This is a genomic window from Xylanibacter ruminicola (assembly GCF_900142525.1).
GTDB lineage: Bacteria > Bacteroidota > Bacteroidia > Bacteroidales > Bacteroidaceae > Prevotella > Prevotella ruminicola_A.
On the sequence record NZ_FRBD01000002.1, the window covers coordinates 143,024 to 166,018 of the forward strand.

The following is a 22,995-nucleotide window of genomic DNA, read 5'->3' on the forward strand; positions in this document are numbered from 1 at the left end:
AGTGAAAAACGAAAATACACAGATACAGGAACAACTACAACAGCAGAAGTTAGGACAGACGTTCTCGCAGCAGCAGTTGTTGCAATCGTCGCTGATAGAACTTCCAGTGGCGCAGTTGGTTGACCGTATCAACACTGAAATGAACGACAATCCTGCCCTGGAGAGTGAATCGCCTTACGATGATAACGACTCGACGCAGGATGTGGATTACAATAACGACGACGCAGATGCGCAGGACGACTTCGAGACGGTCACAGAGCGCGAAGAACGCCAGTCGGCACTCGACGAGGCGCTAAGTGGCATAGGGCGAGACGATGAGGATCTGCCTGTATATCAGAGCGGTAGCTCGTATAGTGAGGAGCGCGAGGAAATAGTCTACGGCGAGACAGAGTCGTTCTACGATCAACTGAAAGAGCAGGTGGGCGAGATGGACCTGACGCCCAAGCAGCGTGACATCATAGAATATCTGATAGGTTCGCTTGATGACGACGGACTGCTGCGCAAGGATCTTTCGATAGTGTGTGATGAGTTGGCCATTTACCATAACATCGACGCTACCGAGAAAGAGATAGAGCGCGTGTTGCTGATGTTGCAGGCTTTCGACCCCGCTGGCATCGGTGCCCGTTCGTTGCAGGAGTGTCTGCTGCTACAGATAGAGCGCCGTGATCCATCGAAGCTGCGCGACCTGATGGAACGCGTGGTGAACAACTATTTCGAGGCGTTTACACGTAAGCACTGGGACAAGATACAAAGCGACCTGGGCTTGAACGATGTGCAGGCAGAGACGCTGTTCCATGAGTTGCGCAAACTGAATCCGCGTCCAGGAGCTTCGCTCGGTGAGGTGGTGGGCAGGAGCATGCAACAGATAACGCCAGACTTTATTGTTGACACGCTGGACGACGGTACCATCACCTTTACGCTGAACAACGGTGAAGTGCCCGAGCTGAAGGTGTCACAATCGTTTGTCGACTCGATGAAGGAGTATCAGCAGAACAAGGATAACTTGAGCAAACAGACTAAGGAGGCCCTGCTATATATCAAGAAAAAGGTGGATGCCGCACAGGGATTTATCGAGGCTGTGAAGGTGCGCCGCCACACGCTGACCATCACCATGCGGGCCATTATCCAGTTGCAACGCCAGTTCTTTCTCGATGGCGACGAGGCATCGCTGCGTCCTATGATTCTGAAAGACGTAGCCGAGAAGGCTGGACTCGACATATCGACCGTCTCGCGCGTGAGCAACTCGAAGTACGCGCAGACACGTTGGGGCACATTCCCGCTGCGCCACTTCTTCAGTGACGGCTACGTGACTGAGAGCGGCGAGGAGCTGAGTACCCGACAGATTAAGGCTGCCCTGCGCGACCTGGTGGATGCCGAGGACAAGCGTAAGCCGCTGAGCGACGATCAGCTGAAAGATCAGCTCGCTGAAAAAGGATTCCCCATCGCACGCCGCACAGTGGCCAAGTATCGCGAACAGTTGGGTATACCCATTGCACGACTAAGAAAATGAGCAGAGAAAAGAATATAATTTTAACGGCAAGAGTGATCAGCATGGTGTTCACACCATTCTATCTGCCCATTGTGGGCTTGATGGCACTCTTCTTCCTGAGCTATCTCAGTCTGATGCCTACGGCCTACAAGTTGCAGGTGCTAACGATGGTGTACTTCTTCACTATCTTATTGCCTACGGTGCTGATTCATCTGTATCGCAAATATCAGGGGTGGAACCTGATAGAACTGGGGCATAAGGAGCGCCGCATGGTGCCTTACGTCATCTCCATTCTCTGCTATTTTTTCTGTGTGTATATCATGGACATGTTGCATATTCCGCACTTTATGGGCACCATCGTTTCGGCTGCACTTGCTATTCAGATTGTGTGCGCACTAGTCAACGTGTGGTGGAAGATATCAACCCATACATCGGCCATTGGCGGTGTGGCAGGTGCGTTGTTCGTGTTCGGTGAGTTTTTTGGATTCAACCCCGTTTGGTGGCTTTGCCTGGTTTTTATCCTAGCAGGCGTGCTCGGCACCAGCAGAATGATTCTACGTCAGCACTCGTTGTCGCAGGTAGTAGCCGGATTCTTGGTGGGAATTATCTGCTCCATCCTTGGGTTGATCTATCTCTAAAATCGTTAAATTGTCAAATCGTAAAATAGTCAAATATATGAAGCCATTAGTAAGTATTATCATGGGTAGCACAAGTGATCTGCCCATCATGGAAAAAGCCTGCAAACTGCTCGACGAGATGCAGGTGCCTTTTGAAGTAAATGCCCTTTCGGCTCATCGTACTCCCGATGCTGTAGAGGAGTTTGCCCGTACCGCTAAGGATCGCGGTATCAAGGTGATTATTGCTGGAGCCGGCATGGCTGCTGCCCTGCCTGGCGTGATTGCTGCATCGACCACTCTGCCCGTTATCGGTGTGCCCATCAAGGGAATGCTCGACGGACTGGATGCCATGCTCTCTATTATCCAGATGCCCCCAGGAATACCTGTGGCTACAGTAGGTGTGAACGGTGCTCAGAACGCAGCTATCCTGGCTGTTGAGATGATGGCACTGAGCGATCAGGACCTGGCACAGCGCCTGGCTGTTTACAAAGGCAATCTGCGTATCAAGATTGAAAAGGCCAACGAGGAACTGGCTGAGATTAAGTATCAGTTCAAAACTAACTAAATATGTACAAAAGAAGATTGTCTTCTGAAACCCGCGTGGGAAACATTGGTATCGGTGGTGAGAACCCCATCCGCATCCAGTCGATGGGTACGGTAGATACCAATAATACCGAGGGGTGTGTGGCTCAGGCCAAGCGCATTATAGATGCTGGTGGCGAGCTAGTACGCTTTACCACCCAAGGTACTCGTGAGGCAGAGAATATGAAGAATATTTCGGCCCAGCTTAAGGCCGACGGCTATAACTCACCACTGGTGGCCGACGTGCATTTTACGGCTCATACAGCTGATGTGGCTGCACAGTACTGCGAGAAGGTGCGTATTAATCCTGGTAACTACGTAGATCCAGGTCGTACGTTCAAGCATCTGGAGTACACTGACGAGGAGTATGCAGAAGAGCTGAAGAAGATTGAGGCCAAGCTGGTGCCATTCCTGAATATCTGTAAGGAACACCACACGGCTGTACGTATCGGTGTGAACCACGGTTCGCTGTCCGACCGCATCATGAGCCGCTACGGCGATACCCCCGCTGGTATCGTAGAGAGTTGTATGGAGTTCCTGCGCATATTTCGTCGCGAGAACTTCAATGACGTGGTTATCTCTATCAAGGCATCAAACACGGTTGTAATGGTAACCACCATGCGACTGCTTGTGGAGACGATGGATAAAGAAGATATGCACTATCCGCTGCACCTGGGCGTGACTGAGGCGGGCGAAGGCGAAGACGGACGTATCAAGAGTGCCGTTGGTATCGGTGCCCTGCTGACTGAGGGCATCGGCGACACCATCCGCGTATCGCTCTCTGAGGAGCCCGAGTGCGAGATTCCCGTGGCTCGCAAGCTGGTAGATATGATTCCTGAGTGTACCAAGTTGCGCGAGGAGGCTCAGGCGAGCATCAAGGATGATACCATCACCCTGAATGTGGATGCACCCGATTGGGAAACATTGCAGCTTAAAGCCGCTATGGCTGTAGGTGCCCTGCTTATCGACCGCAAGGCTACTAAACTGGTTATCACCAGTCCTGCTAGTTATGCTAGTCCGGCTAGTCTTACTAGCCTGGCCGACGCCATTCTGCAGGCAGCCCGCATCAAGTTCACCAAGACTGAGTACATCTCATGCCCTGGTTGCGGACGAACACTGTATAATCTGCAGGAAACCATCGCCAAGATTAAAGCTGCTACCAAGGATCTGGTAGGACTTAAGATTGGTATTATGGGCTGCATTGTAAACGGTCCTGGCGAGATGGCCGATGCCGACTACGGATATGTGGGCGCTGGCAGAGGTAAGATATCTCTCTACAAGGCTAAGGAATGTGTTGAGAAAAACATTCCCGAAGAGGAAGCAGTAGAGAAACTGCTGGAATTGATTCGCAAAGACAGAGCATAACAATAAATCCCGCCGTTTTGGCGGGGTTTATTGTTATTTCTCAAGAATATTCATCAGGTCTTTCATGCCTTCAGAAGCACCTTTCTGTATCTGTGTGACACGTCCGCCAACGTTGATGGGGTTCGGGTCTATCAGATAGATTGGCGCATCGGGACGGGCATAATGCATCAGTCCTGCAGCTGGATAAACCACCAATGAGGTACCGATAATAATCAGGATATCAGCCTCTTGCACCTCTTCGGCGGCAAGGGTGATGTTAGGAACAGCTTCGCCAAAGAATACAATGAACGGACGAAGCAGAGAACCGTCGCCAGCCTTGGTGCCAGGTTCAATCTCGCAATTCTCGGGAGTGAGCTGAATCTGATAGCGTGGGTCATCGACATCGCGACTTGAGCAAACCTTCATCAGCTCGCCGTGCAGGTGGATTACCTTACTTGAACCAGCCATCTCGTGCAGGTTGTCAACATTCTGAGTAACAACCGTCACGTCGTAGTTCTTCTCGAGTTCGGCCACCAGTTTGTGCCCCACGTTAGGCTTTACGTCCCAGCACTTCTTGCGGAGCATATTGTAGAAGTTTGTTACGAGTGTTGGATCTGCCAACCAACCCTCGTGAGTAGCTACTTTCTGAACGGGATAATTCTCCCAAAGACCATCGGCATCGCGGAAGGTTTTTAAGCCGCTTTCTACCGACATTCCTGCACCTGTAAGTACAACAATCTTTTTCATAAGCTATAATTTACGTGTTAATGATGTGCAAATATACGTATTTTTAGACAAAAGAACAAAAGAAACAAAAAAAAATATGTTCTTATGTACTTTTGTCTAAAAAATATTGTACCTTTGCGTCCGATTTTTAAAGGTTACACATTATTAATAAATAGAGAATGGACAAATTAAGTTACGCTTTAGGTCTGGGCATCGGTCAGCAGTTGGCTCAGATGGGTGCTGACAACATCAGTGCCGAGGATTTTGCACAGGCCATCAACGACGTTTTGAAAGGTAATGAGCTGAAGGTTTCACACCGTGAGGCTCAGACTATCGTACAGGATTATTTCCAGAAGCAGGAGCAGAAGCTCCAGGCTGAGCGTGCCGAGAAGGGAAAGGCACATAAGGAGGCTGGTGAGAAGTATCTGGCCGAGAATGCTAAGAAGGATGGTATCGTTACACTGCCCAGCGGTCTGCAGTATCAGGTGCTGAAAGAGGGTAACGGTAAGAAGCCAAGTGCTAAGGATACTGTGATGTGTCACTACGAGGGTACACTTATCGATGGTACCGTATTCGACAGCTCATATCAGCGCGGCGAGCCCGCTACATTCCCACTCCAGCAGGTGATTGCTGGTTGGACCGAGGGACTGCAGCTGATGCAGGAGGGTGCTAAGTATCGTTTCTTCATCCCTTACCGTCTGGCTTATGGCGAGGGTGGTGCAGGTGCTTCTATTCCTCCATTTGCAGCTCTTATTTTCGATGTAGAGTTAATACAAGTAGTTTAAAAATATAAGAAAGCAATGAAAAAGATTTCAATTGTAGCCGTTTTGGCTATCGCTGCTGCTGGTTTCACAGCATGTGGCAATCAGGGCCCAAAAGCCAATCTGAAGACCGACGTAGACACCATGAGCTACGCCATTGGTATGGCTCAGACTCAGGGTCTGAAGGAGTATCTCGTAGGTAGTCTTGATGTTGATACAGCTTACATGGCTGAGTTCATCAAGGGTCTGAACGAGGGTGCAAACGCTGGTGACAACAAGAAGAAGGCTGCTTACTATGCAGGTATCCAGATTGGTCAGCAGATTGCAAACCGTATGCTTAAGGGCATCAACCACGAGGTATTTGGCGACGACTCTACCAAGACTATCTCACTGAAGAACTTCCTCGCTGGATTTATCAGCGGTACTACTGGCAAGAAGGGTCTGATGACTGTTGACTCTGCTCAGATGGTAGCTCAGCGCCTAATTCAGGAAATCAAGGCTAAAGAGATGATTAAGACCTATGGTCCTAACAAGGAGGCTGGTGAGAAGTTCCTTGCTGCTAACGCTAAGAAGGATGGTGTAAAGACTCTGCCTGGCGGTGTTCAGTACAAGGTCATCAAGGAGGGTGCTGGTGCTATCCCTGCTGATACCTCACTGGTAAAGGTACACTACGAGGGTCGCCTGATCAACGATACTGTCTTCGATAGCTCTTACAAGCGTGGCGAGCCTGCTACATTCCGTGCTAATCAGGTTATTAAGGGTTGGACAGAGGCTCTTACTCACATGCCTGCTGGTTCTGTATGGGAGGTTTACATTCCTCAGGAGCTGGCTTACGGTGAGCGTGCCCAGAGTAAAATCGATCCTTTCTCAGCTCTGATCTTCAAGATTGAACTGATTGAGGTTAATCCTAGCAGAAAGTAAATGAAAAAGAATCTGATAATTGCACTCGCCCTTGTGGCGGGTGCTTCTTTGTCTACAGTTGATGCAGCCAAGAAAAAGAAGGTTGTTGTGGTAGAGCAAGCTCCCGTGGTTGAGACTTTCAGCCTGAATAGTGCTTCTGACTCAGTGAGCTATGCAGCTGGTATGTCGGCAACGCAGGGTTTGGTAGAATATCTGCTTCAGCAGAAGGTTGATACAGCCTATATGGCTGACTTCTTGTGTGGTTTCAAAGAGACCGTTGTCAAGGATGCTAACAATCCTAAGGTAAAAGCCTATCTGATGGGTACGTCAATCGCTCAGCAGCTGAAGGAGCGCATGTTGCCCCAATTGGCTGCAGAATTCAAGGATACTCCCGATTCTATCTCTGCCAATGTTTTCTACAAGGGCTTTGTAGCAGGTCTGCTCAAGGACGAAACATTCTTCAAGAGTTCAGATGCCAATGCATTGGTTAGAAGCAAGTCTGAGGCAGCTAAAGCTGAGCGCGAAGAGAGACTCTATGGTGCTAACCGCAGAGCTGGCGAGGAGTTCCTGAAGGAGAATGCTAAGAAGGAGGGTGTGATAGTGCTTCCTAGCGGTCTGCAGTACAAGGTGCTGAAGCAGGGAACTGGTGCTGTTCCTAGTCTGAATGATAAGGTACAGGTGCACTACGAGGGTCGTTTGATTGACGGAACCGTGTTCGATGCATCTAAGAAACATGGTGATGAGCCTACAGAGTTCCGTCCAACCGATGTTATCAAGGGTTGGACTGAGGCGCTCACCATGATGCCGGTAGGTTCTAAGTGGCAGGTTTATATTCCATATGGCATAGCTTACGGAAGTCGTGAGGCTGGTCAGATTAAACCTTACAGTGCTCTGGTTTTTGATATCGAGTTGGTTGGAATCGTTGGTGATAAACCTGCAACTACAAAGAATACAAAAACACAGAAAAAAGCTAAGAAATAAGCAAGTGTGTCACGAAAGTGGCACACTTTTTTAATTTTTTCTCCAAAAAAGTTGCATTATTCAGTAAAAATACTTACTTTTGCTGACAAAATGTAACCAAAAGGAAACTTAATGGAGAAAATTGATTTTCTGGACAAGAAGATTCTTAGTATTCTTTCCAAGAATGCGCGTATTCCTTTCAAGGATGTAGCCGCAGAGTGTAACGTATCGCGAGCCGCTATCCACCAGCGTGTTCAGCATCTGATTGATGCCGATGTGATAACTGGTAGTGGTTTCGATGTTAATCCAAAGAGCTTAGGTTATTCTACCTGTACTTACGTAGGTATCAACCTCGAGAGGGGTTCTATGTATAAAGAGGTGGTAGAGCGCTTAAAGCATATCCCTGAGGTGGTGGAATGTCACTTCACCACTGGCCCGTATACGATGTTGGTTAAACTCTATGCTAGAGACAACGAGCAACTGATGGAGTTGCTGAATGGCAAACTGCAGGGCACTCCCGGCGTTGTTGCCACAGAGACTCTGATCTCGCTGGAGCAGAGCTTGAAGCGTGAGATACCCATCGTGCTCGACGAAGAAGATAAGAAACTATGAGCAGATTTGACCTCCAGTCTCATCTGGATGACGTTTATTCCCACTATCCTGAGGCCGATAAACGTCCTGTTATTGGTATAACTGGTAACTATGAAGATCTTACCTGTAAGTTAGGTCGTGGCTATTATCAGTCGGTAGTCGAGGCGGGTGGTGTGCCCGTAGTGATTCCGCCTGTAGCTGATAAGCATGTGATTATTAATACTTTGGAGCATATCGATGCCCTGATTTTGAGCGGTGGTGGCGATATCAACCCGTTGTGGGCTGGCGAGGAGCCATCGCCCAAGCTTCATGGTATCAATCAGGAACGCGATCTGCCAGAGTTGCTGATAGCCCGATTGGCTTACAATCGTCAGATTCCGATGCTAGGTATCTGCAGGGGTATTCAGACGTTGGCAACAGCCTTTGGAGGTAAGGTGAGTCAGGATATCAGCGATGTGGCAACCATCAAACATTCACAGGATGCCGATCGTTCAGAGGCTACACATAGCGTCACAATCGACGAGGATTCCACCTTATTTAATATATATAAGGAAGAAAAAGTGATGGTTAACTCGTTCCATCATCAGGCTGTGGCTGAGGCTGGCGACAAATTCAGAGTTGTAGCTAAGTCGGCTGATGGTATTATCGAGGCCATTGAGAGCGCGGAGTTTAAGTCCATACTTGGTGTTCAGTGGCATCCGGAGTGTTTGGAAGAAGGACTGCCCTTGTTCCAGTGGCTTGTTGCTGAGGCTAAGAGTTATCGTGAGGCTCACAGAACCCACAATAGAGTGTTGACTCTTGACACCCATTGTGATACGCCGATGTTCTTTCCACAAGGCATTCACTTCGATCATCGCGATAGAAAGATACTAGTTGATTTGCACAAGATGACCGAAGGTTGTCAGGATGCTACTATCATGGTGGCCTATCTGCCTCAGCCCACAGATAATCCAAGGGATTTTGCTGATAGCATTTTCGATCAGATTGAGGTCATCGTCAGTCAGAATAGTGATTATATCCGTATCGCCAGCACGCCTCACGACCTGTGGATGAACAAACACATGGGCTTGAAGAGTATCATGCTGGGTATCGAAAATGGTATCGCCATCGATGGAAAGCTGGAGAATCTTCAGCATTTTGTGGATAGAGGCATTGTGTATATGACACTCTGTCATAATGGTGATAACGATATCTGCGATTCTGCTTCGAAAACACAGCATACCCATCATGGTGTGAGTGCGTTTGGCGAACAGGTGATTAAGGAGATGAACCGCCTGGGAGTGCTGGTAGACATGAGTCATGCTGGTGAGGAGAGTTTTTATCAGGCTTTGGAAATCAGTAGCATGCCAATTGTTTGTAGCCATTCTTCTGCTCGTGCACTCTGTGATCACCAACGTAACCTGACAGACGACCAGATGCGTGCCCTTGCCAAGAATGGCGGTGTAGCTCAGACTACCATCTATCACGGTTTCCTTCGTAAAGAAGGCGAGGCAACCATCAACGATGTAATAGCTCATCTGGAGCATGCCATCGATGTGATGGGTATTGACCACGTAGGTCTTGGAACAGATTTTGATGGCGATGGTGGTGTAAGAGGTCTCGCTAACTCGTCGGAATTGATAAATTTCACACGAAGATTACTGGCTCGTCGTTTCAGCGAGCAGGATATCCAGAAAATCTGGGGCGGTAATTTCCTGCGAGTGATGGAAGAAGTGCAAAGGAAGTGAATTGTGAATAACGAATAGTGAATAGTGTGATGATTGTAAATAGAAAGAATATAAAGAGATGTGTGAATTTTGTGGGCGTGATACTATTCACTATTCACTATTCACTATACACTGTCTCTTGTGGTAATCTACGAAAGCAAACAACCGATGAGTCGGCTTCGATGCAACCCGTTGGTCCTGCTTTTTGTGCAGACAGTGCTTATCAGTATTGTCAAGCTCAGTGTGATTTTGGACCACGTACCATGAACAGCAAGGCTCACGATGGTTGTGAGCAGTGGGTTATCTCTAAGTTCAAAGGTTTCGGACTGGATGTTATCCCTCAGAAGGCTGTACTTAAAGGCTACGACGGCACATCGCTTAACAGCACCAATATTATTGCCAGCTATCGTCCTGATCTCAAAGAACGTATTTTACTCTGTGCCCATTGGGACAGTCGCCCTTGGGCTGATAACGATCCTGACGAGGCCAATCACAAAACGCCCGTGATGGCTGCTAACGATGGTGCATCAGGTGTGGCTGTGATGCTTGAGGTGGCTAGGCTGATAAGCAAAGATACGCTTCAGATGGGTGTTGACTTTATCTGTTTCGATGCCGAAGACTGGGGTGTGCCTCAGTGGAGCGATGCTAATTACGATGGTAATACTTGGGCGCTTGGTTCTCAGTATTGGTCAGCCAATCTGCATAAGAAAGGATATAAAGCGCGTTTTGGAATCCTGTTGGATATGGTTGGCGGACTAGGTGCCCAGTTCTATAAGGAGGCTCTTTCTGTTCAGTATGCCAGCAATATTGTTGACAAGGTGTGGCGTGCTGCTCAGGTTGTGGGCTATGGTAGCTTCTTCCCAACTCAGATAGGTACAGGCGTTACCGATGATCATGTGCCTGTAAACACCAAGGCTAAGATCCCAACTATCGATATCATTCCATATTATCCAAACTGTGAGCAGAGTAGCTTTGGTCCTACCTGGCATACCATCAACGATGATATGGAGCACATCGATAAGAATACCCTACAAGCTGTAGGGCAGACTCTTATCCAAGTTATTTATTCTGAGAAGTAATCTTTATTTGGGTTGCTCGGCTTCTAATTTCTCTACTGCTCCTGTAAGGGGGTGTAGGCGTAGTCGGGTGGTGTAGCGCTTGTTAAACAAGGCACCGCTTAACAACTCTACATTTCCGAATTGTGGGGCGGGAAACTCGCTTGCTACTATCTGAGCCTTTGCGTCAAAGATGGTAGAACGCATCTTTCCAGGAATATTCACATAGATACCTGAAAGCTGAGGCTTTATTGCCTTTTTTGGATCAGCAGGTGCAGGTGCTGCAACTGTTTTCAAGTCCTCTATATTAATATAATAAGGTGTACCTGAAAGGTCATCGTTGTCTACAAGTCCGTAATCCGATGAGATGCGGAACAATACATCGCGCTTTACAGGTTTGTTTACCACATAGGTTAGAGTGTATGTGGTCGTATCGCTTACTGTTACACCAGTAAACAAGCTGGTAAGCGCGTCATCTTGTGTAGTCAGTTCCTGTAACATCAGTCTCAGCTGCTCGCCATCCTTGGGCATGAAGTCGGCCTGACCTTTGGCCAGCATACCGCGACTCTCGCGAATCTCATAAATCTCCTGGGCAGTCAGTTCGGCCATCTTCGATGTGCTTCCTGCTGAAAGAATCTCCTCGCTTAGATATGATTTCGGCGATTTGGTGATGGGCGCAATTCTGCGCTCATTAACTTTTTTAGTTGCAGCCTGCTGCTTGATATCCTGATTGATTGCCAGCAGGATGCCTTCATCAGAAAGTCGCACGTTGCATGCAGAGGTTCTGGCGTCGTATTTTACAGCATAGCACTTGGATGTATCTGCAACTGCAAAAGGCTCCTGAAGTATTGAAATCAGGCGATACTTTGTTGATGGAGTAGAAGAAACATCCTTGATACGCAGGTATTTCTCTGAATACTTACAGAATTCTCCTGGTGTATATGTGGTTTTCTCTATCTGTAGTGTTATACGGATAGCTGTCTTGGGCAGATAGTATACTGCCCCCTCGCTAGTAACCCCTGGCTTGTAGTTGCTGATAACCGTTTGAGCCAATGAACTGGCTGTGCCTAATGTAAAGGCTATTAATAAAGCAAATATATTTTTCATTCATTTAGTCGTTTAAATGCGTAAGGCAGATTCTGAATCAAATCGCTGGCAATCACGCTCTCTTCGCCTAATTCGCGGGCAGCAATGTCGCCTGCCAATCCGTGCAGATACATACCTACTATACATGCATTCTCCTGATTGTATCCTCGAGCCAGAAGTCCTGTGATGATACCCGTTAGTACATCGCCGCTACCTGCGGTAGCCATTCCGGCGTTACCTGTTGAGTTAAAGATTATATGTCCGTCTGGCAGGCAAAGCGAGGTGTGATGTCCCTTTAGCAGAATATATCCCTGGATGCGTTCGGCCAAGTCGCGAGCCTTCATCAGGCGCTCAAAACTGTCGTTTGAGTGACCTTCCAGTCTGTCGAACTCCTTGGGATGTGGCGTCATGATGATTCCCTTTGGCAGTTGTTGAAGCCATGCGCGATGGTTAGCCAGAATGTTGATGGCATCAGCATCTATGACAGTTGGGCATTGGGTGCGACGCAACTGGGCAATGATGGCGATAGCAGTCTGCTCGCTAGTGCCTAATCCAGGGCCTATCCCTAAAGCGTTGAAATCCTCGGTATCTACTGCTTCCGAGAATGTGGTTTCTTCTCTGTCAAACTGGATGATGGCCTCAGGAACGCTAATTTGGAGTATGGTGCTGTTACGTTTGGGTGTGTGGGTAGTAACCTTTCCTGCTCCAACGCGAAGACAGGCCTTGGTTGCCAGAACCGAAGCGCCACACATGCCGTAACTACCCGCAATAATCAGTGCATTACCCATTTTCCCCTTATGGGCAAATGGGTCGCGTTTCAGAATGCGAGGACGTACGTCGTTTTCCTCGAGTAGTGTGTAGTTAGCCTCTATTTTCTCCATCCCCTGTTTGCTCAGGCGAATGTCGAGTATTTTCAGTTGTCCGATGTACTGCTGATTCTCTGGGAACAAGAACGATAACTTAGGTAGCTGGAGTGTCAATGTCATGTTGGCATGGATGATGTTGGCTTTCACATTATATGTGTTGTCCTCGGTCATCAGTCCCGATGGTACATCGATACTTACTACCTGAGCATGCGACGCGTTGATATATTTCACTAGTGATGCAAATCCGCCTGCCAAAGGCTTGTTTAGGCCAGAGCCAAACAGACCGTCAACAACCAACATACCTTCTCCCAACTGTGGTGGCTCAAACTCCTGAGTAACTTCAATCAGTGCTTTCGAGCGTTTCTCAATTAGGCGTTTCTTGTTTGCCAGACAGTCTTCTGAAAGATGGTCGGATATATTAAAAAGGTAGGCTTTTACATCATAGTCTTTCTCGACAAGCATTCTGGCCACAGCCAATGCATCGCCACCATTATTCCCTGGGCCAGCAAATATGATAACTGGCGTGTTGTTCCTCCAGTTATCTGTAATGGCTTGTGTCAGGGCTTTGGCGGCTCGCTCCATCAAATCGATCGACTTAATGGGCTCGTTCTCTATGGTGAATTTGTCCAATTCATGGACTTGCGCACTCGTAAATATCTTCATAATGGTGCAAAAATACGAAAAAATTGCTAATGAATGACAGAGTTTGGCAGATTTTTTGTAATTTTGCACAAATTTTTAATTCTTTCAGCGTATGAGCATCGTTAAGTTAAAGGATAAATCGTTCAAAATCTCTATCACAGAGGCAGAGATCAAGGAGCGTATAAAGGCTGTAGCCCAGCAGATGAGCAAGGACTTGGAGGGTAAGAATCCATTGCTGCTTGGCGTGCTGAATGGTTCGTTTATTTTTGCTGCCGATCTGATGCGCGAGATGACTATCCCATGCGAGATATCGTTTGTTAAGCTGGCTTCTTATCAGGGAACCACTTCGACAGGCAAGATTAAAGAGGTATTTGGCATTAACGAGGATCTTACCAACCGTACCATTGTTATCGTGGAGGATATTGTGGAGAGCGGTCTCACCATGAAACAGATGATAGAGTCGCTGGGTACACGTAATCCTGCAGCGATATATATCTGTACGCTTTTCTTTAAGCCATGTAAGCTGAAGGAAGATATACATCCTGAATATGTGGCATTTAGCATTCCCGATGACTTCATTGTGGGTTACGGACTAGACTACGATCAGCAGGGAAGAGGCCTGAAGGATGTTTACACAATTGTAGAATAGATAAAACTTAATCAAAACTAAATATCAGGATAATGAAGAATATCGTTATTTTTGGTGCTCCCGGCTCAGGCAAGGGAACACAGAGTGATAAGATGATTGAGAAGTACGGACTGAACCACATCTCAACTGGTGACGTGCTTCGTGGTGAAATCAAGAATGGTACAGAACTGGGTAAGACCGCTGCCAGCTACATCGAGAAGGGCCAGCTGATTCCCGACGACCTGATGGTCAGCATTCTTGCCTCTGTTTATGATAGCTTCGGACGCGATAGCAAGGGCGTTATCTTCGATGGCTTCCCCCGCACTATCCCACAGGCTGAGGCTTTGAAGAAAATGCTCGACGAGCGTGGCGACAAGGTGGCTGCTATGATTGAGCTTGATGTTCCTGAGGACGAACTGATGAAGCGCCTCATTCTTCGTGGACAGCAGAGCGGACGCGCTGACGACAACGAGGAGACTATCAAGAAGCGCCTTGTAGTATACCACTCTCAGACTATGCCTCTCATTGAGTGGTACAAGAAGGAGGGTGTTCACTATCATATCGACGGTCTGGGCGAACTGGATCGCATCTTTGCAGATATTTGTAAAGTTATTGATAATATCTAGTAGAACTAGCAAAACTAGTAAATCTAGAAAAAATGGAGAGTAATTTCGTAGACTACGTTAAGATTTACTGCCGCTCTGGTAAGGGTGGAAAAGGCAGTATGCACTTGCGCCATGTAAAGTATAATCCTAATGGCGGTCCTGATGGTGGTGATGGTGGAAAAGGCGGAAGCATTATTCTGCGTGGAAACCATAACTACTGGACTCTGCTCCATTTGAAATATGAGCGCCATATCTTCGCTGAACATGGAGGTAATGGTGGTCGCGACAAGTGTCACGGTACTGATGGAAAGGATGTTTATATCGACGTGCCTTGCGGTACTGTGGTCTATAACGCCGAAACGGGTAAATATGTCTGCGATGTTACATACGATGGTCAGGAAGTTCTTTTGCTGAAGGGTGGTCGAGGTGGATTGGGTAACTTCCAGTTCCGCACCTCAACCAATCAGGCTCCACGCTATGCGCAGCCTGGTGAGCCTATGCAGGAGATGACCATTATTCTTGAATTGAAACTCTTAGCTGATGTGGGCTTGGTAGGTTTTCCTAATGCAGGAAAATCTACCTTGGTCTCATCGCTTTCTAATGCTAAACCCAAGATAGCTAATTATCCATTTACCACGATGGAACCCTCACTTGGTATTGTGGGCTATCGCGATAATAAGTCGTTTGTGATGGCTGATATCCCTGGTATTATCGAGGGTGCTTCTGAGGGTAAAGGCTTGGGACTCAGGTTTTTGCGCCATATAGAGCGAAACTCGCTGTTGCTCTTTATGGTACCTGGCGATACCGATGATATTAAGCGAGAATATGAAATTTTGCTCAATGAGCTTGCTCAGTTCAACCCAGAGATGCTTGATAAGCATCGCGTTCTGGCAGTAACCAAATGCGACCTTCTCGACGAAGAGTTGATCGAGATGCTGAAGGAGACTCTGCCAAGCGATCTTCCCGTGGTGTTTATCTCGACTGTAACAGGTTTTGGACTCGACGAACTCAAAGATGTGCTTTGGAGCGAACTTAACTCCGAAAGCAATAAGCTCAATGTAATTACCTCCGAGGACTCTCTGGTACATCGCGACAAGGATATGAGTGTTTTTGCTCAGGAACTTGCCGATGAGGGTGAAGATGAGGACATAGAGTACATTGATGGCGACGAAATTGAGGATTTGGACGATTTCGAGTTCGAAGAACTTGGTGACGAAGATTAACGTTACGCAAGTTTTTTTGCGATTTTTTTAAAAAGTTGTCGATTTATAACATTAAATCGAATATTTTTCCTATCTTTGCAGCGAAATTTAAACAATCCGGTTTTATTCCGATTAATTAATTAATTAAAACAGTTAAAAGTTTATGCAGAAAAGATTGCTCTTTCTGATTTCATTAATGTTAACTTTTTCATTAACATTGATGGCACAAGTCACAACCTCAAGTATGGCTGGTAAGGTGACCCTCAACGATGCAAATGGTGAGGATGTCATTGGTGCTACAGTTGTGGCTGTACACAAACCTTCTGGTACTCGTTACACCGCAGTTACCAATGTAAATGGACGTTATACCTTGACTGGTATGCGTACTGGTGGCCCTTATGAGGTCGAGGTTTCATACATCGGCTTCCAAACAAAAAAGTACACTGACATCCAGTTGGCTCTGGGTCAGACAAGTGTTCTCGATGTACAACTCTCTGAAGGAAGCGAAATGCTTAAAGAGGTAGAGATCGTAGCTTCAGCTCGTAACACTATGCGCTCTGATCGTTCAGGTGCCGTTACAAGTCTTAATGGCGCCCAGATGGCAGCAATTCCAACCATTGGCCGTTCAATGACAGACATCATGAAGATGACTCCACAGAGTAGCTCTGCAGGAGGTATGGCAATAGGTGGTGGTAACTACCGTCAATCAAGCATCACAGTCGATGGTGCTGCATTCAACAACGCCTTTGGTTTGGGTTCAAGCCCACTGCCTGGTGGAGGTACTCCTATCTCTCTTGATGCTTTGGATCAGATGACTATCTCTATTACTCCATACGACGTACGTCAGAGCGGATTTACTGGTGGTGGTATCAATGCTGTTACCAAGAGTGGTACCAACGAGTTCAAAGGTAGCCTCTATACCTACATCACAAGTACATCTCTGAAAGGTAACCGTGTAGGAAATACTGTATTCGCTGTAGATAATGGCCATAACGATACCTATGGTATTTCACTTGGTGGTCCTATCATTAAGGATAAGTTGTTCTTCTTCGTTAATGGTGAATATGAGGATAATTTGACAGCTGGTCCTGAAGCTCGTGCTGGTGATGGTTCTGTTCCTTATACCAACACTAATCGTCGCCCACAGATTGATGAGCTTGAGAGCCTGTCAACCTATATGCAGAATACCTATGGCCTTACTACAGGTCCTTGGCAGGGCTTCAACGTGAAGACTCCAGCTTACCGTATTTTGGCTCGACTTGACTGGAATATCACTGATAACCACAAGTTCAACATTCGTTTTACCAAGTCTAACCGTAAAAGTTCTAGTGGCGCATCTTCATCTCGTTCTATTGGTAGCAATCAGGCAAATGCCATTTATGGTGGAAACCAGAATACCTATGGTAGCGGAACCTACTATGGCATGAGTTCTCTCTCAAGTCGCTATTATGCAGAGTATCGATTCACTTCGTTCGCAGCTGAGTTGAACTCTAAGTTCGGAAAGCTGAACAATACTCTTCGTGGCACTTATTCTTTCCAGGATCAGCCTCGTTCTACTGAGTATAACGATGCTGCCCCTGTTGTAGAAATTCTGATGAACGATGGTCAGAACCACTATCCTTCTTGGGCTCTGATGGGTGATGTATTCACTTATGGAAACCTGGCACAGACCAAGAATACTGTTATTACTGATGAGATTAATATAACACTTGGCAAGCATAACCTGTTTGGTGGTTTGCAGTTTGAGCACAACTTCGCAGCTAATGGATATGCTCAGGCAGCTGCAGGTTACTATGCTTTTGAGGCTACACCTGATGAAGTAGCTGTAGGAAACTGGAGTGCTGTATTCTCACGTGCTCCTCGCCTGTTTGGTATTACCTATGGTAACAATGATGCTCACTCGATGTTTACATCAAAGATGAATACCAACCAGTGGTCTCTTTACTTCCAGGATAATATGAGCCTGAGCGACCGTTTCCGTATGTCGGTAGGTGTTCGCTTTGAGCTTCCTTCTTATCCTTCACTGAAGGACAACTTCAATGAGGGTTACTATAATCTTGACTTTGGTGGTAAGCACTTCCGCACTGATAATGTGCCCAATAATAGCATTAGCTTCTCACCACGTGTTGGTTTCAACTGGGATATCACTGGTGACCGTAAATATATCCTCCGTGGAGGTACTGGTTTGTTCGTAGGTCGTATGCCATTCGTATGGCTTGTTTCTTCTGTAGGTAACTCTGGTATGGGTCAGACTTCATATGTAGCAACCGCAAGTAATGGTAAAAAAATGCCAACGTTTACTATGAATCAGGAGGATATGTTGAAGCAGATAAATGCTACTAGCTCTACTTCAATTCCTGGCAACCCCACAATCCTGAGCGAGGATCTGCGCATGCCTAAGACTTGGAAGGCATCACTGGCATTCGATGCTAAGTTGCCATATGATATCGACTTCACTGTTGAAGGTATCTATAACAGAGATTTGAATCCAGTTGTAGTATCTAATGCTAACGTTTATTGGGATGGTACTTCAACCATTGACCTTGGTCACGGCGATGTACGTCATAAGATGTCTACCTACAATAGCCAGAGTGCTTACGTGCTCGAGAATGCTGGTTCAAAGGCTTACTATGCTTCTTTGAGCTTCCAGCTCCATAAGGCTTTCGACTTTGGTCTCGACCTCAATGCTAGCTACACTTTCTCTAAGGCAAAGAGCTATACCGAGGGTATTGGCGACCAGGTATCGTCTGCTTATAACAACTATCGTAACTCTATCCATGCTGTTAACGATAATGAGACTGGTTATGCTACATACGTAGCTCCTAACCGTCTGCTTGTATCAGCTAGCTATAAGCTTAAGGAGTCAAAGAATGCTACTTCAACATTCAGCCTCGTATACGATGGTTATCAGTATGGTTATCTGGGTAGCTATTCTTACAGTCGCTACTCATATATTTTCAGCAGCAACGTAAACAACGATCCTTCAGCACCTGGCAACCTTATCTATGTACCAGCTTCTCGTCAGGAGCTCAACAACTGGGACTTCAAGGAGGGTAAGGTTGATGGAGAAGTTTATACTGCTGATATGCAGCGTGATGACTTCTGGTCATTCATTCAGCAGGATAACTACTTGAAGAATCGAACAGGACAGTATGCAGAGCGTGGTGGCGCTAAGATGCCTTGGCATCATCAGCTTGACTTCCGTTACCTGCGTGATATGAATGTTACTATTGGTAAGACCAAGCATAGCTTGCAGCTGGGTATGGACGTAGAGAACCTGCTTAACTTCCTCTGCAAGGACTGGGGCCTCTACAAGCAGATTACAGGTAACACCCTGTTGTCATATGATGCTAAGACCCAGCAGTATTCATATAACCTTGTTAATGGTGCACGTCACCTCACTACATCTCAGAACTATGAGTCGACAGCATCTACTTACCGCATTATGTTTACACTTCGTTACCTCTTCAACTAAGGTTTCGAATATACTCAATAATAATTCCGCTCCTCGATACTACGAGGGGCGGAATTTTCTTTATAGTGATTAAAATATTCCCACCTTGGGAACGTTTTGTTCCCAGGTTGGGAATGAATTGTTCCCAAGTTGGGAATAAATTTTCATTAGTTGGGATTAAAGTATTCACCTCTCCATCATCTTGAGAGATAGATGAGAGATTAAAGTAATCTCTCATTGCTTGAAACGCCTTTGTATAAAGGGCTTTTGAGAGATTTGTTGAGAGATGAGGCTAAAAATTAAAAAGTTTTTCTATTTTTCTATTCAAAAAGCTTGCAAACCTTTGTTTTTTTTTGTATCTTTGCCCCGTAAGTCTAATAAAACCGATTGACAATGAAGAGATTACTAACATTAGCGGTTGCCTTTTTGACTATTTCGCTTAACGTTTTGGCTCAGGTTACTACCTCTGGTATCACTGGCGCAGTTATGGCTGGTGGCGAGGAAGCTATCGGAGCAACAGTTACTGCCAAGCATGTTCCTTCGGGTTCAGTATATCGTGCTGTTACAAATATCGACGGCCATTACACCATCACTGGTATGAAAGCTGGCGGACCTTACGAGGTGGAGATATCGTATATCGGATTCCAGACAGCTAGGTTCACAGATATTCAGTTGGCATTGGGACAGAATGCCGTTGTTGATGCGACACTGAGCGAAGGCTCGGAGATGATACAGGAGATTGTGGTAACTGCCAAGGCCAACAATACCATGCGTAGCGATCGCTCTGGTGCTGTGACTAATCTGAATGCCAGTCAGATGGCCGCTGTGCCTACTATCGGACGCTCGATGACCGACTTGATGAAGATGACGCCACAGTCTAGTTCTGCCAGCGGAATGGCTATTGGTGGTGGTAACTATCGCCAGTCGTTTGTTACCATCGATGGTGCTTCGTTCAACGACTCGTTTGGTATGGAGCCATCGCCGCTGCCTGGTGGCGGTACGCCTATCTCGCTCGAAGCTCTCGACCAGATGACGGTTTCTGTAACCCCATACGATGTGCGTCAGAGCGGTTTTACTGGTGGTGGCATTAATGCTGTTACCAAGAGTGGAACCAATACCTTTAAAGGTATGGCTTATACCTTTCTCACAAGTTCGGGCTTGAAAGGTAATAAGATTCGTTCTACCGAATTGCATTTGCCTAAAGGACATAACAGTACCTTTGGCTTGAGCATTGGCGGTCCTATTGTGCAGGATAAACTCTTCTTCTTTGTTAATGCCGAGTATGAGGATAATGTAACTGCAGGCCCTGCCGTTCAGGCTGGAAATGGCTCTACGCCTTATACAGCTACCAATCGTCGTCCAAGGCTTTCTGAGCTGGAGAGCCTGTCGAACTATCTGCAGAACACTTATGGCATAACCACAGGGCCTTGGCAGGATTATAATCTCAAGACACCGGCTTATCGCGTTCTGGCTCGCTTGGACTGGAACATCAACGAGGATCATAAGTTTAATGTGCGCTTCACCAAGTCGAACCGTAAGGAGGCTAATCCTGCATCGGCCTCGCGTAGCATTGGTAGCAATCGCACCTCTATTATATATGGGGGCAACCAGAACTCGTATGGCGGCAATACCGACTATGGTATGTCGTCGCTCTCCAGCCGTTATATGACTGAGTTCCGCTTTACCTCGGTAGCAGCTGAGTTGAACAGCAAGTTCGGCAAACTGCACAATACCCTGCGCGGTACCTATTCGTATCAGGATCAGCCGCGTAGCAACGAGTATGGCGTGAGTGTACCGGTGGTAGAGATAGTGATGGACAACGGACAGGGGCTCTATCCCTATTGGGCATTGACGGGCGATCTGTTTACATACGGCAATGTGGCACAGACTAAGACAACGGTAATTACGGACGAAATAAACATCATGCTGGGTAAGCACAACCTGTTTGGTGGACTCCAGTATGAACACGACTGGGCTGCCAATGGCTATGCCCAGGCTGGTGCAGGCTATTACGCTTTTCAGGCTACGCCCGAACAGGTGGCTGCTGGCGATTGGGCAAGCGTGTTCAAGCCCGAGAATACCCGACTGTTTGGTATCACCTATGGTAATACCCCCGACCACTCTCATTTTGTGGCAAAGATGAGCACCAACCAATGGTCGCTCTATTTCCAGGATAATATGAGTTTGTCCGATCGCTTCCGTCTGTCGCTTGGTGTGCGCTTTGAGCTGCCTTCGTATCCCAGTTTGAAGGATAATTTCAACGAGGAGTACTATAAGATTGATTTCGGTGGCAACCACTATCGTACTGACAACGTGCCCAAGGCCAGCATCTCGGCTTCGCCTCGTGTGGGATTCAACTGGGATATCACCGGCGAACAAAACATCATCCTGCGTGGAGGTTCGGGCTTGTTCATAGGTCGTCTGCCTTTCGTTTGGCTGATTTCGGCTGTAGGCAACTCAGGTATGGGTCAGACATCGTATATCGCCTCGCAAACCAAGGGTATCATCCCAAGCTTTACTACCAGTCAGCAGGACATGCTGCAGCAGATTGGTGCCCAGAGCAAGATTAGTGTACCCAGCAGCGCTACCATCCTGAGCGATGATCTGCGTATGCCAAAAACGTGGAAGACCTCACTGGCAGTAGATGCCAAACTGCCTGGTGACATCGATTTCACCCTTGAAGGAATTTATAACAAGGACATTAATCCTGTTGTGGTGGCCAACCGCGATATCTATTGGGACGGCTCGTCGACCATTGATCTGGGGCATGGCGATGTACGCCACAAGATGTCGTACTACGATGCCAACTCATCGGCCTATGTGCTCGAGAATGCAGGGCATAAGGCCTATTACGTGTCTTTGACAGCCCAGTTGCGCAAGAAGTTCGACTTCGGCCTCGACCTCTCGGCCAGCTATACATTATCAAAGGCCAAGACCTACACTGATGGTATCGGCAATCAGGTGGCTTCGGCCTACAACAACTATCGCAACTCGGTGAATGCAGTAAACGATAACGAGTTGGGTTATGCTACCTATGTAGCCCCTAACCGTCTGTTAATCTCGGCCAGCTACACGCTCAAGGAGTCGAAGAATGCCAGTTCGCACTTCTCGCTTGTCTACGATGGTTATCAGTACGGCTTCCTTACTGAGTATGCTTTCAGCCGTTTCAGCTATATCTTCTCGGCCAATGTGAATAGCGATGCCCTGGCTCCTGCTAACTTGATTTATGTGCCGGCTTCGCGTAAGGAACTGGATAGCTGGAATTTTGCCGAAAGCACCTATGGCGCCAACCATCAGGTATACACTGCCGATATGCAGCGCGACGACTTCTGGGCATACATCCAGCAGGATGACTACCTGAAGAACCGCACAGGACAGTATGCCGAGCGAGGCGGTGCCAAGATGCCTTGGCATCATCAGATAGACTTTAAGTTTGAACACGATATGAGCCTGAACTTCGGCAAGACCAAGCACACCCTCCAACTGGGGGTAGACATTCTGAATCTGCCCAATTTCCTTAACAAGAGGTGGGGACTGTACAAGCAGGTTACCGAGACGTCGCTCTTGTCGTATAATCATGGCAAGTACACCTATAATACGGTGAATGGCGAACGCCATCTGACGACATTCTCCGACTTCCTCGGTTTGCAGTCTACTTATCAGATTATGTTCACAATACGCTATCTGTTCAACTAAATCAAGTTAATCCTCGCCTCAAGGCGGGGATTTTCTATGATTTTTTGTTAATTATCAACTATCAATTATCAATTATCAATTAAAT

Annotated in this window: 18 protein-coding genes; 15 read left to right on the forward strand and 3 right to left on the reverse strand. The window is 47.1% G+C overall.

What is annotated here, in order from left to right; all coding sequences use genetic code 11:
• Position 1: 1 nt before the first annotated feature.
• From rpoN to ispG, 4 genes are read left to right on the forward strand one after another with little or no spacing between them, the layout of a single operon-like run.
• Positions 2-1,510 (forward strand): RNA polymerase factor sigma-54, encoded by a 1,509-nt coding sequence (gene rpoN / locus BUB86_RS01770; protein WP_073204396.1) that lies wholly within the window; start codon positions 2-4, stop codon positions 1,508-1,510.
• Entirely contained in the window at positions 1,507-2,127 is a 621-nt protein-coding gene (locus BUB86_RS01775; RefSeq protein WP_073204398.1) for a phosphatase PAP2 family protein, read from the forward strand. The genes rpoN and BUB86_RS01775 overlap by 4 nt, the downstream gene beginning before the upstream one ends.
• A 37-nt stretch (positions 2,128-2,164) precedes the next feature.
• Positions 2,165-2,671 carry a 5-(carboxyamino)imidazole ribonucleotide mutase gene (purE, locus tag BUB86_RS01780; protein ID WP_073204401.1) on the forward strand — a complete coding sequence of 169 codons (507 nt, stop codon included), beginning with the start codon at positions 2,165-2,167 and terminating at the stop codon, positions 2,669-2,671.
• Positions 2,672-2,673: 2 nt separating this feature from the next.
• The gene (gene ispG / locus BUB86_RS01785; protein WP_073204403.1) at positions 2,674-4,053 is read left to right on the forward strand and encodes a (E)-4-hydroxy-3-methylbut-2-enyl-diphosphate synthase; all 1,380 of its coding nucleotides are present in this window, start codon (positions 2,674-2,676) and stop codon (positions 4,051-4,053) included.
• Between the two features lie 33 nt (positions 4,054-4,086).
• Here the strand turns inward: ispG and BUB86_RS01790 are convergent, their stop codons facing one another.
• Positions 4,087-4,779 (reverse strand): SIR2 family NAD-dependent protein deacylase, encoded by a 693-nt coding sequence (locus tag BUB86_RS01790; protein ID WP_073204406.1) that lies wholly within the window; start codon positions 4,777-4,779, stop codon positions 4,087-4,089.
• Positions 4,780-4,937: 158 nt separating this feature from the next.
• Between BUB86_RS01790 and BUB86_RS01795 the strand changes: the two genes are divergently transcribed.
• The 6 genes from BUB86_RS01795 to BUB86_RS01820 all read left to right on the forward strand — a co-directional run bounded on the left by BUB86_RS01795 (position 4,938) and on the right by BUB86_RS01820 (position 10,755).
• The gene (locus tag BUB86_RS01795; protein WP_073204408.1) at positions 4,938-5,543 is read left to right on the forward strand and encodes an FKBP-type peptidyl-prolyl cis-trans isomerase; all 606 of its coding nucleotides are present in this window, start codon (positions 4,938-4,940) and stop codon (positions 5,541-5,543) included.
• Positions 5,544-5,558: 15 nt separating this feature from the next.
• A complete protein-coding gene (locus BUB86_RS01800; protein ID WP_073204411.1) occupies positions 5,559-6,440 on the forward strand; it encodes an FKBP-type peptidyl-prolyl cis-trans isomerase in 882 nt (293 codons plus the stop codon).
• Positions 6,441-7,400 (forward strand): FKBP-type peptidyl-prolyl cis-trans isomerase, encoded by a 960-nt coding sequence (locus tag BUB86_RS01805; RefSeq protein ID WP_073204413.1) that lies wholly within the window; start codon positions 6,441-6,443, stop codon positions 7,398-7,400. It begins immediately after the preceding gene.
• Positions 7,401-7,511: 111 nt separating this feature from the next.
• A complete protein-coding gene (locus BUB86_RS01810; protein WP_073204416.1) occupies positions 7,512-7,991 on the forward strand; it encodes an Lrp/AsnC family transcriptional regulator in 480 nt (159 codons plus the stop codon).
• Positions 7,988-9,697: a membrane dipeptidase gene (locus BUB86_RS01815; protein ID WP_073204420.1), complete on the forward strand. Its 1,710-nt coding sequence runs from the start codon at positions 7,988-7,990 to the stop codon at positions 9,695-9,697. Before BUB86_RS01810 ends, BUB86_RS01815 begins: the two co-directional genes overlap by 4 nt.
• A gap of 29 nt (positions 9,698-9,726) precedes the next feature.
• Positions 9,727-10,755, forward strand: a complete 1,029-nt coding sequence (locus BUB86_RS01820) for a M28 family peptidase (RefSeq protein ID WP_073204424.1) — start codon at positions 9,727-9,729, stop codon at positions 10,753-10,755.
• A 3-nt stretch (positions 10,756-10,758) separates the two neighbouring features.
• On the opposite strand, the gene BUB86_RS01825 is transcribed toward BUB86_RS01820, so the two are convergent.
• Positions 10,759-11,838 carry a DUF4831 family protein gene (locus tag BUB86_RS01825; protein ID WP_073204427.1) on the reverse strand — a complete coding sequence of 360 codons (1,080 nt, stop codon included), beginning with the start codon at positions 11,836-11,838 and terminating at the stop codon, positions 10,759-10,761.
• Positions 11,835-13,346 (reverse strand): bifunctional ADP-dependent NAD(P)H-hydrate dehydratase/NAD(P)H-hydrate epimerase, encoded by a 1,512-nt coding sequence (locus BUB86_RS01830; RefSeq protein ID WP_073204429.1) that lies wholly within the window; start codon positions 13,344-13,346, stop codon positions 11,835-11,837. The genes BUB86_RS01825 and BUB86_RS01830 overlap by 4 nt, the downstream gene beginning before the upstream one ends.
• A gap of 91 nt (positions 13,347-13,437) precedes the next feature.
• Here BUB86_RS01830 and hpt point away from each other — a divergent pair, with 91 nt between their 5' ends.
• The 5 genes from hpt to BUB86_RS01855 all read left to right on the forward strand — a co-directional run bounded on the left by hpt (position 13,438) and on the right by BUB86_RS01855 (position 22,910).
• The gene (gene hpt, locus BUB86_RS01835; protein WP_073204432.1) at positions 13,438-13,974 is read left to right on the forward strand and encodes a hypoxanthine phosphoribosyltransferase; all 537 of its coding nucleotides are present in this window, start codon (positions 13,438-13,440) and stop codon (positions 13,972-13,974) included.
• Between the two features lie 32 nt (positions 13,975-14,006).
• Positions 14,007-14,579 carry an adenylate kinase gene (locus tag BUB86_RS01840; RefSeq protein WP_073204435.1) on the forward strand — a complete coding sequence of 191 codons (573 nt, stop codon included), beginning with the start codon at positions 14,007-14,009 and terminating at the stop codon, positions 14,577-14,579.
• Positions 14,580-14,611: 32 nt separating this feature from the next.
• Positions 14,612-15,781, forward strand: a complete 1,170-nt coding sequence (gene obgE, locus BUB86_RS01845) for a GTPase ObgE (RefSeq protein WP_073204436.1) — start codon at positions 14,612-14,614, stop codon at positions 15,779-15,781.
• Positions 15,782-15,923: 142 nt separating this feature from the next.
• Positions 15,924-19,235 carry a carboxypeptidase regulatory-like domain-containing protein gene (locus BUB86_RS01850; protein ID WP_073204439.1) on the forward strand — a complete coding sequence of 1,104 codons (3,312 nt, stop codon included), beginning with the start codon at positions 15,924-15,926 and terminating at the stop codon, positions 19,233-19,235.
• Between the two features lie 372 nt (positions 19,236-19,607).
• The gene (locus BUB86_RS01855; RefSeq protein WP_073204441.1) at positions 19,608-22,910 is read left to right on the forward strand and encodes a TonB-dependent receptor domain-containing protein; all 3,303 of its coding nucleotides are present in this window, start codon (positions 19,608-19,610) and stop codon (positions 22,908-22,910) included.
• Positions 22,911-22,995 lie beyond the last annotated feature (85 nt).